Genomic DNA, 16,418 nt, shown 5'->3' on the forward strand with positions numbered 1-16,418 from the left:
CCCGCCGATCATGCCAGCGATCACTGGCCGCATAAGTGCTGATCAGCGACTTGTGCGGTCGACGACGGATCGGACACGGACCGGATCACAGGTCGTGGATCTTCAGGCCTCCGGAGACTTCGGCGAAGAGTGCCTCGCCGTCCTTGGCGCCCTTGCCCGCCGCCGGCATCGAGACGCGCAGCCGCCAGTAGGCCGTGCCCTTACCCGGCACGAGCAGCTCGTGGTAGCGGTAGCGGACCGGATTGGTCCTGGAGGAAGCCGAGTTCGGGGTGTAGTCGGTGACCAGGTCGTACGCCTTCTTGCCCTGGTGCTCGACGGTCGCGGTGGTCACCTTGCCGTCCTTGAACTCGATACCGTCCTTGCCGCCCTTCTCGTAGTACGCCTTCCAGGTCGCGGGGTCGGCGGGCAACGTGGCGCCGGTCTTGTCCGTGGCCGGGTCGAGCCGGTCGGCGTAGATCGTGAAGACGGCACTCGGGTCGTCGTACGTGACGCTGTCGCCGTCGCTGCTCTGGGTGCGGGCGTAGTCGTCGGGGACCGTCATGTCCGCCTTGAGCACCTCGTTCTCCGGCCTGACCTGCCAGCCGTCGGGAAGGCCACCGCCGCCGAACGGGTCCGCGAGGAGCAGCACGAGCGCGGCCGCCACGGCCACGAAGCCGCCGCCGAGCCCGTACCGCGCACGGCGGCTCTCGGCGAGGACGGGCGGCAGCCAGCGGTTCGCGCCGGGTGCGCTCCCGCCCGCGGACCGCCCGGCCGCGGCACGTCCGCCGGCGGACCGCCCGCCGGGCCGTCCTGCCGCGGACTGCCCGTTCGTCGTGGACGCGGCCGGTTCGGGGGCGGCCACGGCCTCCAGGGTGGCCCGGACCTCCGCCGAACTCGGCCTGGCCGCAGGGTCCTTGCGCAGCAGCTGCATGACGAGCGTGCCGAACGCGCCGGAGCCGCGGGCAGGCATCTGCGGCTCCGCGGACAGCACCGCCTGGAGGGTCGCCGGGGTGTTGCTCCGGCGGTAGGGCGACATGCCCTCGACGGCCGCGTACAGGACGACGCCGAGCGACCACAGGTCCGACTCCGGGCCCGGACGCTGCCCCAACACCCTTTCCGGAGAGATGAATTCGGGCGAGCCGACGAAGGCACCCGTCTCGGTCAGGCCCTGTTCGCCCTCGACCTGGGCGATGCCGAAGTCGGTGAGCACGACCCGGTCGCCGCGCCCGAGCAGCACGTTGTCCGGCTTGACGTCACGGTGCAGGACACCGGCCTCGTGCGCCGCCGCGAGCGCGCCGAGGACGGCGAGACCGGTCCTGGCGGCCTCGCGGACGTCGAGCGTGCCCTCCTGGAGCCGGTCGGCGAGCGACTGGCCGCGCACGAGTTCCATCACGATCCACGGCTTGCCGTCCTCCCCGCCCTCCATGACGACGTCGTGCACGGTGACCACGGACGGATGGTCGATGCGGGCCGCGGCGCGGGCCTCGCGCCGCATGCGCAGATGGACGGTGGACCGCTCGCGATCGCCCAAGTGGTCCGGCACGCGCGGCTCCTTGACCGCCACGTCACGCTCGACGACCTCGTCGCGGGCCCGCCAGACCGTGCCCATTCCTCCGTGCCCGAGCCGTGCGACCAGCCGGTAGCGCCCGCCGAGCAGCCGGCCGGTGCCGTCGTCGACGGGTTGCTGCGCCGGGCCGTGGTGCTGCGTCGGCTCGTGGGCCGCCGGGTCGTGCGGCCGCGCCGGCTCGTGCGGTGCCGGATCGTGCGGCCGCGCCGGCTCGTGCGGCTGCTGCCGCGGCACCGGGGCGGGCTGCGGGGGCCGCAGGGCGTAGCTGGTGGGCTCGTCCGCCCGCCCTCCATCGTTCGTCATGACCACATCCTGACGAACGGCGCCGCCCGGTGCCACGCCGGGCCCGGTGCGGATGCAGAGCCGTGACACAAGTTCAGAGTTCGGGTACGAAGGAGTCGAGCGCGGTGTCGAAGGTCCGCTTGGCCTCGTCGAGCCGGCCGACCGGCGCCGACACCCACACGTCGTACATCCGCCCCAGGGCGTCCCAGCTGATGTCGTAGGTGTGCCGGGCTCCCTCGGTCTTGGTGAAGCCGTTCCAGGTGAACTCCCACAGCGCGGCGTCGTGCCCGCGGTGCGTGGTGGCGGTGACCTTGCCGTCGCGGTATCCGGGGTTGCTGACAGGCCCGGCAGCGGCCTCCTGCCGCATGACGCCGAGCGGCCCCGCGGGCACGGTGTGCTGCGTCCGGATCCCCACTTTCAGGGCGCCGTCCGGGGAGTTGTAGAACACGCGCTGCGCGTCGGTGGTGCGTACGTAGCCCTCGGGCAGCGCGAGCCCGAAGCCGTCCGGGTCACGCACGAAATGGAATCCGGCGGGGATCGGCGGCGGGCCGGCCCGCCGCGGGGGCGGCGGAGGCGGCGGAGGCGGCCGCCGTGGCGCTTCGCCCTGCGCCGCGGACGCGGTGGTGACCGGGGACGCGGGCGCGCCGGCGACCATGCTCGGCACGGACCGCTCCCCCGCGTCGCGACCCGTTTCCAGGCCGCCGAGCGCGAACACCGCGACGGCCGCGCCCGCCCCTGCCAGGACGAGCACGAGGGCGGCCCCCGCCAGAAGGCTCCGGGCCCGCCACGGCCGGGCGACGGACACGGTCGCGGCGCCGGGGGTGCCGGGCGGATCGGAAACGGCGGCCCGCTCGGAAACGGCGGCCCGCTCGGAGCCCTCGGGCGGCTCGGAGAGCTCGGGCCGCTCGGGGCCGGTCCACCCCGGGACGGGCGACTCGGCGGACGGGGATACGACGGATGGCGATACGGCGGGCGGAGACACGGCGGGCGGCGGGGTCGTCGCGGAGGGGATGCGGTCGGCCGGCGTGGGGCGCGGCCACGGTGTGCTGCCCGTGGCGATGAAGACGCGCAACAGCGATTCGGCCTCGGCCGCGCCGATGCGGCACGCCGGGTCCCGCTCCAGGAGACCCTGGACGACGGGCAGCAACGGCCCCGCGGCGGCGGGCGGCCGGATCTCGTCCACGACGACGGCGTGCAGGACTCCGCCCAACGAGTCCCGGTGGAAAGGCGATTCACCACTGAGGGCCGCGCAGAGCAGCGCGCCGAGCGACCACAGGTCGGAGGCGGGCCCGGCCCCGGCGCCCTGCATCCGTTCCGGCGCGGTGTACTCGGGCGAGCCGACGAACGCGCCCTCCTCGCTGATCGTCGCGGCACCGGGCACCTGGGCGATGCCGAAGTCGGTGAGCACGACGCGCCCGTTGTCCTCCTCGATGAGGACGTTGGCGGGCTTGAGGTCGCGGTGGAGCACACCCCTGGCGTGCGCGGTGGCCAGCGCACCGAGGAGCGCCACCCCGATCCGCGCGGCCTCGTCGGCCCCGACGGGCCCCTTGGTGGCGAGGCGGTCGGCGAGCGAGCCGCCGTCGACGAGTTCCATCACGATGTACGAACGGCGGGCACCGGCCGCGTCGTCGGGCGGGCGGTCCTCGACGACGTCGTGCACGACGATCACGTGCGGGTGTTTGATCTGGGCGACCGCACGGGCCTCGCGCAGCGCCGCGGTGGCCGGGGCGCCGCCCTCGGGGTGGAGTTCCTTCACGGCGACCTGGCGGCCGAGCAATTCGTCGTGCGCCCGCCACACCGTGCCCATCCCGCCCCGCCCCAGCCGCCTCCCCAGGCGGTAACGCCCGGCGATCAGGCGGGAGTCGGGCCGGTCACGAGGTGCGCCTGGATCCTGCTCTGCTGTGGGCATGGGGTTCCCCCTCGATCTCCCCGCACGCGTGAAGGCCCATCATGCCGCACCCCGGCGGCCTCCGGCGGCGTTCGCCACACGTAGGGAAACCGGCCGCTCGCGCGCCGCTCGGCCGCCCGCTCGGCCACCCGGCGGGCCGCCCGCTCAGCCGCCCGAGGCCGAGGGCTGCCAGCTCTGGAGCACCGTGTCGAACTGCTGGCGGATGGTCGCCCAGTCCTCTTCGGGGCCCGACATGTAAAGGGCGTACTCGGGCTTGCCGCCGTCGCCGTAATACATCTGGTCGATGGCGTGCCGCTTGCCGGGGAAGTCCTGCTTCTCCGTGTAGGTGAACTCCCAGAGGGAGGACTTCACCTGGTCGCGGTAGTTGTTGCTGTGCAGGGTGACCCGCTTGTACAGGGGCAGCCGGTCCTTGAGCGACTTCTCCATGTTGAGCATGTGCATGTACGGGTTCTCGAAGTCCGGAACCTTGTCGATGCTGATGCGGATGCGGTGCTTGCCGTTGTCCGGGGTGTAGTCGATCTCGGTGCCGTCCATCTGGCGCTTCCAGCCCTTGGGCACGAGCAGGGTGAAGCCGGCCCTGTCCGTGACCCGCTGCCAGCCGGCGGGCACCGACTGGTCGCCCCCGCTGGGCTGTCGGCCGGCCTCCGGGGACGAGGGCGCGGCGGACCCGGTCGCACCCGGCCCCGCTCCCGTGCCAGAACCGCCCCTGCCCTCCTGGTACTTCAGGTAGGCGAACCCGGTGCCCACGCCGACCACGGCGGCCAGCGCGACCACCAGCGCCACGGTGCGCCAGCGCCGCCTGCGGGGCGCCGGTGCCTGAGCCGGAGCCTGCCCCTGCCCGTGCCCCTGCGTCGGCACCCGAGGCGGCTGGGGCGCTTCGGGGGCCGGCTGCGGGCGCGATGCGGCGTTCGCCACGGTGGGCCCGGTCTGCGCGCCCGCGGCCGAGCGCAGCTCCGCCGCGGAGAGCGGCCCCGTCGGCACATGGGCCTGGGCGGCCAGGGACGCGCGGCCCTCCATCGCGTCGAGGAACATCCGCTCGGCCTGCTCCACCGAGGGCCGTTCCTCCGGCGACTTGCGCAGCAGCGCGATGATGACGGGCCCCAGCGCTCCGGCCCGGTCCGGCGCCGGAGGCTCCTCCTCCACCACGGCCTGCATGGTGGAGATCGGCGAGTCCCTCCGGAACGGCGACTCGCCCTGCACCGCGGCGTACAGGGTGGCGCCGAGCGACCACAGGTCGGAGGCGGGCCCCGGGTGGGCTCCCTGGACCCGTTCGGGCGCCAGATAGTCGATGGAGCCGACGAGTTCACCGGTCCTGGTAATGGTGACGTCGCCCTCGATGGCGGCGATCCCGAAATCGGTGAGCAGTACCCGGCCGTCCCGGGCGAGCAGCACGTTGCCCGGCTTCACGTCCCGGTGCAGGACACCGGCCGTGTGCGCGGCACGCAGCGCGCCGAGGACGTGCAGCCCGATGCGGGCGGCTTCGCGCGCCTCGATGCGGTGGCCGTCGGCCTCCTTGACGGCGTCGGCGAGCGAGGGCCCGTCGACGTACTGCATGACGATCCAGGGCCGGTTGTCGTGGTCGAGGACGTCGTGGACGGTGACCACGCCGGGGTGGGTGATGCGGGCGGCGGCCCGCGCCTCCTTCTGGGTGCGGGCGTGCAGTACCGCCCGGTCGGCCTCGGCGACGTACAGGGCGGCGGTCAATTCCTTGACGGCCACGGTACGGTGCAGGACCTCGTCGTGGGCGCGCCAGACCTTGCCCATGCCGCCGCGGCCTATCGCGTCTCCGAGCCGATAGCGCCCGGCCAGCAACAGCCCCGCTCCGGAGCCGCTCGTGCTGTGAGTGTTTTCCACGTCCCCCGCCCACCCAGACCTTTCCTACGGAGCCAGATTACGGAGCGGAATCCGGCCAGGGAACCTCGGGGGCACCCAACCGTGACCCCGCGAACCGTCCTTACCGCGATGACCTGGTCTTTCACCGGAGCAACGCAATCCGCACACACGTGGAATCCCGTGCCGGCGGGGCGATTTCGGAGAGTGCGGAGCGTGACCGGCCGTCAGCGAGCGGCCCGGTAGGCGCCGGTGGCCTGCCCGAAGATCTCTGTCACCTTGTCACGCTGGGACTCGGGTCCGATCACCTGGACCACGTGATATCGGCCATTGACAATGAGGGCGAGATTGCGGACGTACACCTGCCGTCCGCTGCTGTCCCGCCAGGTGAACTGCCCCTCGGCCATGGTCTGCTGCCCCACGTCGATGCGCCGCAGTCCCGTCGACGTGGACCAACTGGAGTCCCGGAACGGCTGGAGTTCGCGCTCCTTGTCCGCCTGGTAGGCCAGCGGATCGGAGCCGTCGGCCTGCACGGTGTCCCGGCCCGGAACGACGATCAGCGTGAAGTCGCCCCCGACATACCGGACTTGCCCGGCATCGTTCATGGGCTGCCGCTGCCAGCTCCTGTCGACGCCGACCTGGAACCCCTCGGGGTCCTTGCGTACGACGTAGCCGGCGGCCGGCGCGGAACTCGTCCCGCCGGGGCCGGTGGTCTGCGTCTGCTGGGACGGCGGCGTGCCGCTGGGCGTCGGCGCACGGGGGCTGTCCGCCGACGAGCCGGGGCTCTGCTGCCCGCCGGATCCGGTCGGCCGGGCGCCGCCCGTGTCCTGCGCCGAGTCGGAGCGGGGCATGAACAGCACGGCGTACGCGATCGCGCCGGCCAGCAGCAGCAGGACGAGGACCAGCAGCAGCCGGCCGAGCGACCTCGGCCTTCCGCTCGGCGCCGCGGCCTGGCGGTGCCGGTGCCGGCCGTGCTCGGCGGGGGGCGCGGCGGGTTTCCTTCTGCGCCGCACCAGTTCGCCCCTGCGGCGCACGATGGGGAGCTTCTTGTCGTCGGGGACGATCACCGGGGCAACACGGATGCCGGCCTCGGGTTCGGGTGCGGAGCGCACCAGCGAGCGCAGCCAGCCGCGCAGCTCCTCGAACTCGGGCCGCTCGGTGGGGTCCTGGCGCAGCAGCGATTCCACGACGGGCCGCAGCGGCCCGCACTCCTCGGCGAACGCGGGCGGCTCTCCGCACACCATCTGTACGAGCTCGGCCGCGCTCTCCTCCGGGTACGGGGCGTGTCCCTGGACCGCGCGGAACAGCAGGGCGCCCAGGGCCCACAGATCGGTGGCCGGGCCGATCGGCGGGGCGAGGCGCCAGTTCTCGTGTATGGGTCCGGCCTGCTCGGGCGCCCACCGCTCGGTGACCGCCCCGACGACGGCCATGCGGGTGTGCCGGGCCCGCTCGGCGGCGAGCCGGTTGGCGGGACCGCGATAGGGCGCGGTGCGGCCCTCGGGGGCGGGGTGCCGTTCGGGGGCGGGGTGCCGTTCCGAGGCGGGGTGCCGCCGAGCCTCGGGGGTCCGTTCCTGGGAGGGGGCAGGCACGGGTGCGGAAGGAGCCGGGTGCGGCAGGCGCTGGGAATCGGCGCGGAAGGCATCGGCGCGGAACCCCGGCGGCAGCGCGGGCGTCCTGGGCGCGGGGGCCTGGGCGCGGGACGGTTCGTAGCCTTCGGGGCGAGCGGGCCGGGCGGACCGGGCGGGTCCGGTGGGCGCGTCGGCGCCGTTGTGCGGGCGCGGCGCTTCGGGGTGCGGGACCGGTGCGTCGGGGCGCGGGGCCAGTGCCTCGGGGCGCGGGGCCTCCTCGGTCGGGCGCCCGGCGGAGCGCGGCACCCAGCGACCCGTCACGGGGTCGTACTGGCGGCGGGTGCGGCCGGAGTCGGGGCCCTGGTCATCGGCGTAGGGGCTGGCGCCTCCGCTCGGCACCCGCACCCCGCGCACGGGGTCGTACATGCCCTGATCGGTGCCGGCCCCGCCCTCCTCGGCTTCGCCCCGCTCCGCCCGGCCGGGCGGAGCGGCCTGGCCGGGCAGAGCGGCCTGCTCGTGCTCCGGGTCCGGCCGCTGCTCCGCGTCCGGCCGCTGCTCCGGCAGGGAAGCGTCCGTCGCGGCGCGCGCGGCCGCCCTGGCACCCGCGCGGTACGCCGCGATCACCCCGGCCCGCCCGGCGGCACCGGGCGGCGCTGCGGGGGCTCCCGACGGCGCGGGGTGCGCTTCGGACGGGGGGCCGGTGGCGGTCCCCGTAGCGGGGTCCGGTGCCGAAGTGCCGTGCGGGGGCGCTTCGTCGAGCTCGTACGCGGTCGTGGGCCGCGGCGCGCCGCCGAATCCGTCGTCGTCCGAGGAGAGCGGCACGGGGGCGTATCCACACAGCGCCTCCTGTGCGGCGCCCACCGCGAGCCCGGTCAGGACGACCCGCCCGTCGTCGCATATCAGGACGGTGCGGGCCGTGATGTTGCGATGCGTCCAGCCGTGCGCGTGCAGCACCCGCAACGCGGTCAGCACGTCGGAGGCGACCTCCGCGGCACGAAAGGGGTTGAGCGGACGGTCGGCGAGGAGCGCGGACAGCGGGCGCGCGGCGATCAGTTCGCTGACGATCCACAGCGAACCGTCCTGCGCGAACACGTCGAAGACCTGGTCGAGGCGCGGATGATCGGGGATCTGCGCGGCCGCCTGGGCCGCCTCGACGGCGCGCCGCACGGCCGGCTCGGCGGGCCTGCGGGTGGTGCGCCCATACCCGGGAGCCTCGCCGTATCCGCTCCCGTCGCCGTACCCGGCGTCGTCGCCGCCGCGCATGTAGGCGTCGGGGGTCCCGTACGCGTCGTCGCCTTCGAGCACTTCCGCGTCGACGATCTCGGGCAACGGGATCTGACGGACCAGTACTTGCTGCCCGCTGTAGGTGTCGAAGGCGCGTGTCTCGACGAGATCGTAGGTGTCGTCAAGAGGCAACGGCAGCCGATAGCGGTCGGCAAGCACCCGACCCGCGTAATCGTCCACGACGCCTCCCCACAGCGCGCTGTTCCCCCGGATCACGGCACTCACTCCCGCCGCGACCCGTCAATTCCGGTCGTTTACCGGCCTGTTGCGGATGCGTACCGTCCGCGAGCTCTCACGATACGTGGCCTCGGCGCGTCACGTCCGGGGGATACCCCGTTTCCCCGGCGGCCCCGCAACAGCCCGTTCACAGGGGCAGGCGGGCACAGGGGGTAGGGCGGGCACAGGGGGTAGGGCGGGCACAGGGGGTAGGGCGGGCACAGGGGGTAGGGCGGGCACAGGGGGTAGGGCGGGCACAGGGTCAGGCGGGCTGGAAGGTGGCGAAGAGCGCGGCCAGCGTCTGCTGCGTCTGCGGCTTCGACCAGTCCTCGTCCTTGGCCGAGAACATGATGCCGTAGCCCCGGCTCGTGCTGACCACGAAGCCGCGGTCCACGGAGTGGTACTTGGTGCCGCTGTCGTCGTAGGTGAACTCCCAGTCGGCCGCGGGCCAGCCGCGGTAGCTCACCGCGGCTATCTTCACCCGCTTGTAGCCCGACCTCGTCATGGACGACTCCTGGTTCATCCAGTCGGCCACCGGGTTCGACTTGGGGGTGTCGGTCCAGCCGATCAACAGGCGCTGCCCGTCGGGGCCGGTGAAGCGGGCGCCCGCGTCGTCGGTCGACTTGTACGACCAGCCCGCGGGCAGCCCTATGGAGAAGCCCTGATCCGACTTGTAGGGCGTGGTGGCCACGGAACCGTCGCCACCGCCCTTGCCGCCGTCACCGGTGCCCGAGCCGTCCCCCGTGTTCGTGTCGTCGCCGGTGCCCTTGCCGTCGCCCTGCCCGGCCGACGAGCCCTGGCCGGCCGTGGAGCCCTGGCCGCTCGTCGAACCCTGCCCCGACGGGGTGCTCCCGCCGGACGACGTCCGACCTCCGCCGCCCTTCTTGCTGCTCGCGGGAGATCCCCCGGCCGCGGGCCCGCTGGAGGCGGCCTTGTCCCCCTTGGGCTTGCCCGACGTGTCGTCCCCACCGCTGAGCGTGACGGCGAGCACCGTGCCGAGTATGGCGAGCGCGGCGACCACCGCGATGATGATCAGGGTGCGGCGCGGCACGACATCGGTGAGCGAAGCGCGCGGCGGCGGGACCGGGCCGGAGGGCGAACCGGTCCTCGACCGCGGCGCGGGCACCCCCTTGGAGCGGACGTCCCGCGCCTCGCGGGCGCCTTGTGCCTTCTCCTTGGCCGACGCCTTGGCCTCGGCGGCCGCGTTCCGTACGGACTTCAGCGCGCCGCGCATCCGCTCGGCGGCCGCGTCGGTCTTCGGCTCACGGGGCAGCGGGGGCAGCGGAACCACCCGGGTCGCCTCGGACGACACCGGCTCGGGCGCGGGCTCCGGGCGCTCGGGCGCGTTGAGCACCTCGGTGAGCAGTTTGCGCGCGGCCGCGTTGTCCAGCCGCTGCGCGGGGTCCTTGGCGAGCAGCCCGTAGATGACCTGCTCAAGCAGCGGCCCGGCGTTCTTGGGCGGATCGACCGGCTCGGTCATCACAGCGGTGAGCGTCGCGATCGCCGAGCCCTTGTCGTACGGCGGTACGCCTTCCACGCTCGCGTACAGCAATCCGCCGAGGGACCAGAGGTCGGCGGCAGGACCCGGCTTGTGCCCGCGGGCCCGCTCCGGCGAGATGTACGAGGGCGCGCCGACGAGCATGCCGGTGGAGGTGATGGAGGGGTCGCCCTCCACCTGGGCGATGCCGAAGTCGGTCAGGACGACCCGGCCGTCCTCGGCGATCAGCACGTTGGACGGCTTCACGTCACGGTGCAGGATGCCCTCGCGGTGCGCGGAACGCAGGACGTCGAGGATCGCGAGGCCCACCTCGGCGGCTCGGCGGGGCGTCAGGGTGCCGTCCTCGCGGACCGCTTCGGCCAGAGACTTGCCCTCGACGAGTTCCATGACGATCCAGGGCCGGTCGTCCTCGTCCACCACGTCGTAGACCGTCACGGCGGCGGTGTTGCGGATCCGGGCGATCGCCTTGGCCTCACGCAGGGTGCGCGTGATGAGGCGCCGCTTCTCGTCGTCGTCGATGCTGGAGGGGAAGCGGAGTTCCTTGACGGCGACGGTCCGCCCGAGCGTCTCGTCGACGGCGCGCCAGACGGTGCCCATACCGCCCCGGCCCAGAACGCCACCGAGCCGGTACCGGCCGGCGAGCAGCCGGCCTTCCCCACCACCCGCATCGCTCTCGGCCCCGGCCCCGGCCCCGGCAGCAACTGCCGCGACCCCCGCGCCGGATGAGCCTCCCTTGCCAAGCCCCACACCGCTCCTACCCCCGCCCCCACTCCTACCGCCCGCCGCACCGGGCTTGGCGTCGGCGGCCTGGAGGCCCGACTTGGCGCCGGGAACCTGGGGAGCCGGCTCGGCATCGGCGAGTTGAGAGCCCGCCTTCACGGCCGGCTTACGGTCGGCAGGACCGGAAGCCTGCCTGGCGCCGGCAGCCTGGGGGTCCGGCTTGGCACCGGAGGCCCGGGGATCCGGCTCGGCATCGGCGAGTTGAGAGCCCGCCTTCGGAGCCGGAGTGCGGTCGGCGGGACCGGAGTCCGACGTGGTGTCGGCGGGCTGGAGGTTCGACGTGGTGCCGCTTCGCTTTGCGTCGGCGGGACCGGAGTCGGGCTCGGCATCCGCGGACCGGGAGCCGGACTTGGCGTCCTCCGCCTTACCGGTGGCCTTCGCCGCCCCTCCCGCATCGGCCGACTTGGCCTTCGGCGCGGGGGCGGCCCGCTCGGCACCCGCCGCTTCCGCAGCGGACTTGGCGACCGACCTCCTCGGATCGGGCCGGCCGGGGGCCGCATTCGACGCCTCACCCGCACGCGGCTCGGCCGCGGAGGTCAGGTCCGGCTCGGCGGCACGCGAAGCCGGGCCCCGACCGGGCTCGGCCGTCGGGTCGGCCGCGGATGCGGCGTCCGCCGCATCCGCCTGGCGCCGCCCGGACTTCGTACCCGCCTCGCCCGAGGCGGATTCTGCGGGCGTCGACGACGCCCCCGGCTCCTGTCGCTCGTCCCGCTCGGGTTCCCGCGACTGCTCCGCCTCCGACATGCGTCCCCTCTGCGATTCCTGATCTTCGCCCGCGCCGGCCTCGGCCCGCGGCCCGCCGCGACCTGCCTCATGGAGGCGGCCCGGCTCACCGCTCCGACCTGCTTGCCCTGCCGGGTACCGGACCCGCCCGGAGCCGTACTCGAACCCGGCGTCCGCGCGAGGCCCGTAACCCGCCCTGGCAGAGCCCCCATTGTCCCTCACGCCGGGACCGGCGATGGTCCCGGGTCCGTCGGCCGCCAAGTTGGCGGCGGCGTAAGGGAAGCCCAGCGTGCCGAGGCTTCGGAGCCCGTTCGTTGCAGCGATGACGACAGCACTGTGTGTCATCGACACGGCGTCAAAACCCGGCAAAGCGGGCCCTTCCAGCGTCGAGCAACGCCCGAGCACCGTCCGGGCAAAGCCCGGTCGGCGCCGCCGACGCACGGCCCGGCCCGGCCCCGGCCCACGGCACCAGCCACGACATCGGCCGGTCGTCGGACGACGGTCTCCCGCCACCCGGCACCACACCCCGAACCGCACCGCACCGCACCGCACCGCACCGCACCGCACCGCACCGCACCGCACCCGAGAGCGCACCCTGCGCCGCAACCGCCGAACACCTCACTCGCCGACAGCCGCCACACCGGCGAGGACCTTCCCCACCCGGGCGAGCGGCATCGCCAAGTCGTTCGTGGCCACCGTAGTACCGCGACGGGCCGCTGAGTACCGAGCCGGAGTACGGAGGCCGCGTACGCGGCCCCGCCAACTCCACCCCGTACGAAGCCTCTCCGGTCCCGCACGGCCCTGGCAGGCCGTGCGCGCCTCAGACCGGTGCGATGTCCGGCCCGCCTCAGACCGGTGCGATGTCCGGCGCCCCGAGCCGGGCCGCGTCCGCCGTCAGGTCGTCGGGCTGGCGCTGCGACTCCCGCTCGGCCTCCACCCGCTTCTCGTAGTGCTCCACCTCCTTCTCGATCTGCTTGGTGTCCCAACCGAGGACCGGCGCCATCAGCTCCGCGCACTCCCGGGCCGAGCGGGTGCCGCGGTCGAAGGTCTCGATGGAGATCCGGGTCCGGCGGGTCAGTACGTCGTCGAGGTGGCGGGCTCCCTCGTGCGATGCCGCGTACACGATCTCGGCGCGCAGGTAGTCGTCCGCCGCGGCGAGCGGTTCGCCGAGCGCGGGGTCGGCGGTGATCAGCTCCAGGAGGTCCTCGGCCATCGAGCCGTAACGGTTCAACAGGTGCTCCACGCGCACCACATGGAGCCCGGTCCTGGCCGCGATCCTCGCCCTGGCGTTCCACAGGGCCTTGTAGCCCTCGGCGCCGAGCAGCGGCACGTCCTCGGTGACGCAGGCCGCCACCCGCTGGTCGAGCGCGTGCACCGCCTCGTCGACGGCGTCCTTCGCCATCACCCGGTACGTCGTGTACTTGCCGCCCGCCACGACCACGAGACCGGGCACCGGGTGCGCGACGGTGTGTTCGCGCGAGAGCTTGCTCGTCGCGTCGGACTCCCCGGCGAGCAGCGGCCGCAGGCCGGCGTATACGCCCTGGACGTCGTCCCGGGTCAGCGGCACCGCGAGCACCGAGTTGACGTGTTCGAGCAGGTAGTCGATGTCGGCGCTGGACGCGGCGGGGTGCGCCTTGTCCAGGTCCCAGTCGGTGTCGGTGGTGCCGACGATCCAGTGCCGGCCCCAGGGGATCACGAAGAGCACGGACTTCTCGGTCCGCAGGATCAGGCCGGTATTCGAGTGGATCCGGTCCTTGGGCACGACCAGGTGGATACCCTTCGAGGCCCGTACATGGAACTGCCCCCTCTCCCCGATCAGCGCCTGGGTGTCGTCGGTCCACACCCCGGTCGCGTTGACCACCTGCTTGGCGCGGATCTCGTACTCTCCGCCAGCCTCTCCGTCCTGCACCCGGGCGCCGACGACGCGTTCGCCCTCGCGCAGGAAGCCCACCACCCGGGCCCGGTTGGCGACCTGTGCGCCGTACGAGGACGCGGTGCGCACCAGGGTGGTGACATAGCGGGCGTCGTCCATCTGCGCGTCGTAGTACTGCAACGCTCCGACCAGCGCGTCCTTCTTCAACGCGGGCGCCACCCGCAGGGCGTGGCGGCGGCTCAGGTGACGGTGTGTCGGCAGGCCCCTGCCGTGTCCCGACGACAGGGACATCGCGTCGTAGAGCGCGACGCCGGATCCCGCGTACAGCCGCTCCCAGCCCTTGTGCTGCAGCGGGTAGAGGAAGGGGACGGGTTTCACCAGGTGCGGGGCGAGCCGTTCCAGCAGCAGGCCCCGCTCCTTGAGTGCTTCGCGCACGAGGGCGAAGTCGAGCATTTCCAGATAGCGCAGCCCGCCGTGGATCAGCTTGCTCGATCGGCTGGATGTGCCCGACGCCCAGTCCCGCGCCTCGACGAGGCCGGTGGCGAGGCCGCGGGTCGCCGCGTCGAGTGCCGTGCCCGCGCCGACCACCCCCGCGCCCACGACCAGCACGTCGAGCTCGCCTTCCGCCATGGCGGCGAGCGCCTGTGCGCGCTGCTCGGGTCCCAGTGTCGCTGTCCTCACGGCATGCCTCCGGTTGGTCGGGGTTGGTCCCGCAGACCGGGTGGTCTGGCTCACACACTCGATTCTGGACGGGACCACCGACATCGGCCACCGCCTGTGGACAACACTCGCTCCCCCACACCCTCCCAATGCCGCAAATCAGTCATATTTCCTCTTAGTCTGACATTCCGCACGCCCATTCTGTCCACAGGGCTTGCGCTCCATGTCCCCTCCGGCTAAGGGAAAGGACGGTCACATGCCCGCAGACCTCGCCGTCATCGGACTCGGCCACCTGGGCCTGCCCCTCGCCCAAGCCGCCGTCGCCGCCGGCATCCAGACCGTCGGCCACGACACCGATCCACACGCCGTCGCCGAACTCACCGCGGGGCGCACCCCCGTCGACGGCTCGCTCACCCCCGCCGATCTGCGCCGCATGCTCGCGGGAGGCTTCCGCGCCACGTCCGACCCCGCCGAACTGGGCCGGGTCCGTACCGCCGTCATCTGCGCCCCCACCACCCTGGGCGCCGACCGCACCCTCGACCTCGGCGCGGTGGGCGACGCCGCCCGCGCGCTGGCCGGCCGGCTGCGGCCGCACACCACCGTCATCCTGGAATCGGCCGGATACCCCGGAACCACCGAGGAATTCCTGCGCCCGCTCCTCGAAGAGGGCTCGGGCCTGCGGGCCGGGCGGGACTTCCACCTCGCCTGCTCCCCGAGCCGCATCGACCCCGGCAACCGCACCCACAGCTTCGCCGCGACCCCCAAGGTCATCGGCGGGCTCACCCCGGCCTGCACGGAATCCGCCGCCGCGTTCTACGGCCGCCTCACCGACAAGGTGGTGCGCGCCCGGGGGCTGCGCGAGGCCGAGATGTCCAAGCTGCTCGAAACCAACTTCCGGCACGTCAACATCGCCCTGGTCAACGAAATGGCCGTGCTCTGCCACGACATGGGCGTCGACCTCTGGGACGTCATCCGCTGCTCAGAGACCAAGCCGTTCGGCTTCCAGGCCTTCCGGCCGGGCCCCGGCGTCGGCGGTCACGGCATCCCGCTCGACCCGGCCCCGCTGCCCTACGCGGGCCTGCGCATGGTGGGCCTCGCCCGCGAGATCAACGCGCACATGCCCAGCTACGTGATCCAGCGTTCCACCACGCTCCTGAACGAGCACGGCAAATCGGCCCGCGGCGCCCGTGTCCTGCTCCTCGGCGTGACCTACAAGCCGGACTCCGCCGACCAGGAGGGCTCCCCCGCCCGCGAGATCGCCGGGCGCCTGATGGACCTGGGCGCACAGATCACCTACCACGACCCCCACGTGCCGACCTGGCGTGTCCGCGACCAGCCGGTGCCGCGCGCCGACTCGCTCTACGAGGCCGCCGCCCACGCCGATCTGACGGTGCTGCTCCAGCACCACCGCACCTACGACCTCCAGGGCCTCGCGGTCAAGGCGCAGCTCCTCCTGGACACCCGTGGCGCGACTCCGGCGGGAGCCGCGCACCGGCTGTGATTCCGGTGCGGTCCCAGTGTGATCTCGGTGCGGTTCCAGTGTGATCCCAGCGCTTATTTATCCCCTACGTGCACGCGGACGCGGCTGTTACTCTTCGGGGCCGCTCAATCGCACAGTCGTGCGCTTGTCCATGTTTGTTTCCAGGGGGAACGCGAAGATGAGCCAGTCCTTTCCGCCGCCGCAGCAGCAGCCGCAGCCCGGCCCGTACGACCAGGGCCAGCCGCCGCAGGCCGGCTTCGGCTACCCGGCGGCGCCGCCGGCCGCTCCGGTGCGGAACAACTTCGCGCTCGGCCTGATCGCCGCGATCGTCGCCGCTGTCGTCACCGCCGGCATCTACGGCGCGATCATCGGCGCCACCAAGCATGAGATCGGCTATGCGGCCGTGGCGGTCGGCTTCGTCGTCGGCTTCGCCACCGGCAAGCTGGGCGGCCGCAACCCCGCCCTGCCCGTCCTCGGCGCCGTGCTCTCGCTGATCGCCGTCTACTTCGGCCAGCTCCTGGGCGAGGCGATCATCATCTCCAAGCAGCTCCCGTTGAGCGTCACGGAGCTGTTCACCCAGCACTTCAGCGACCTCAACCACGTCTGGAAGGACGACGCCGACCCGCTCACCTTCCTCTTCTTCCTGATCGCGGCCGTCGCCGCCTTCTCGGGCGCCAAGAAGGCTTCCGCCTGAGCATTGCGTCGAACGCACGCGAACACGAACATGCCGAAGGGGCCCGGATCGTCAATCGATCCGGGCCCCTTCGGC

Annotated in this window: 8 protein-coding genes; 2 read left to right on the forward strand and 6 right to left on the reverse strand. The window is 73.3% G+C overall.

Translation table 11 applies throughout. The features are described from left to right. Positions 1-85: 85 nt before the first annotated feature. From OG432_RS12595 to OG432_RS12620, 6 genes are all read right to left on the reverse strand, one after another. Positions 86-1,849, reverse strand: coding sequence for a serine/threonine-protein kinase (locus OG432_RS12595; RefSeq protein ID WP_328310835.1), 1,764 nt, complete (start codon positions 1,847-1,849; stop codon positions 86-88). Between the two features lie 73 nt (positions 1,850-1,922). Beyond that, complete coding sequence (locus OG432_RS12600) at positions 1,923-3,737, reverse strand: serine/threonine-protein kinase (RefSeq protein ID WP_328310837.1); 1,815 nt, start codon at positions 3,735-3,737, stop codon at positions 1,923-1,925. Between the two features lie 144 nt (positions 3,738-3,881). Then, a complete protein-coding gene (locus tag OG432_RS12605; RefSeq protein ID WP_328310839.1) occupies positions 3,882-5,591 on the reverse strand; it encodes a serine/threonine-protein kinase in 1,710 nt (569 codons plus the stop codon). 203 nt (positions 5,592-5,794) lie between these two features. Further along, on the reverse strand, positions 5,795-8,599 hold the full coding sequence (locus OG432_RS12610; protein ID WP_328310841.1) for a protein kinase: 2,805 nt from the start codon (positions 8,597-8,599) through the stop codon (positions 5,795-5,797). 298 nt (positions 8,600-8,897) lie between these two features. Next, positions 8,898-10,880 carry a serine/threonine-protein kinase gene (locus OG432_RS12615; protein WP_443058568.1) on the reverse strand — a complete coding sequence of 661 codons (1,983 nt, stop codon included), beginning with the start codon at positions 10,878-10,880 and terminating at the stop codon, positions 8,898-8,900. A gap of 1,603 nt (positions 10,881-12,483) precedes the next feature. Beyond that, positions 12,484-14,190, reverse strand: coding sequence for a glycerol-3-phosphate dehydrogenase/oxidase (locus tag OG432_RS12620; protein WP_328310843.1), 1,707 nt, complete (start codon positions 14,188-14,190; stop codon positions 12,484-12,486). 235 nt (positions 14,191-14,425) lie between these two features. Between OG432_RS12620 and OG432_RS12625 the strand changes: the two genes are divergently transcribed. Further along, positions 14,426-15,670, forward strand: a complete 1,245-nt coding sequence (locus OG432_RS12625) for a nucleotide sugar dehydrogenase (RefSeq protein WP_328310845.1) — start codon at positions 14,426-14,428, stop codon at positions 15,668-15,670. Positions 15,671-15,827: 157 nt separating this feature from the next. Next, positions 15,828-16,343, forward strand: a complete 516-nt coding sequence (locus OG432_RS12630) for a hypothetical protein (RefSeq protein WP_328310847.1) — start codon at positions 15,828-15,830, stop codon at positions 16,341-16,343. Positions 16,344-16,418: the final 75 nt, after the last annotated feature.

The sequence above is a fragment of the Streptomyces sp. NBC_00442 genome (assembly GCF_036014195.1).
Taxonomy (GTDB): Bacteria; Actinomycetota; Actinomycetes; order Streptomycetales; family Streptomycetaceae; genus Streptomyces.

What these genes read in the sequence shown, in the direction of transcription:
- OG432_RS12625 (WP_328310845.1), top strand. Translation starts at nt 14,426, where the DNA reads ATGCCCGCAGACCTCGCCGTCATCGGACTCGGCCACCTGGGCCTGCCC.
- OG432_RS12595 (WP_328310835.1), bottom strand. Translation starts at nt 1,849, where the DNA reads ATGACGAACGATGGAGGGCGGGCGGACGAGCCCACCAGCTACGCCCTG.
- OG432_RS12630 (WP_328310847.1), top strand. Translation starts at nt 15,828, where the DNA reads ATGAGCCAGTCCTTTCCGCCGCCGCAGCAGCAGCCGCAGCCCGGCCCG.
- OG432_RS12600 (WP_328310837.1), bottom strand. Translation starts at nt 3,737, where the DNA reads ATGCCCACAGCAGAGCAGGATCCAGGCGCACCTCGTGACCGGCCCGAC.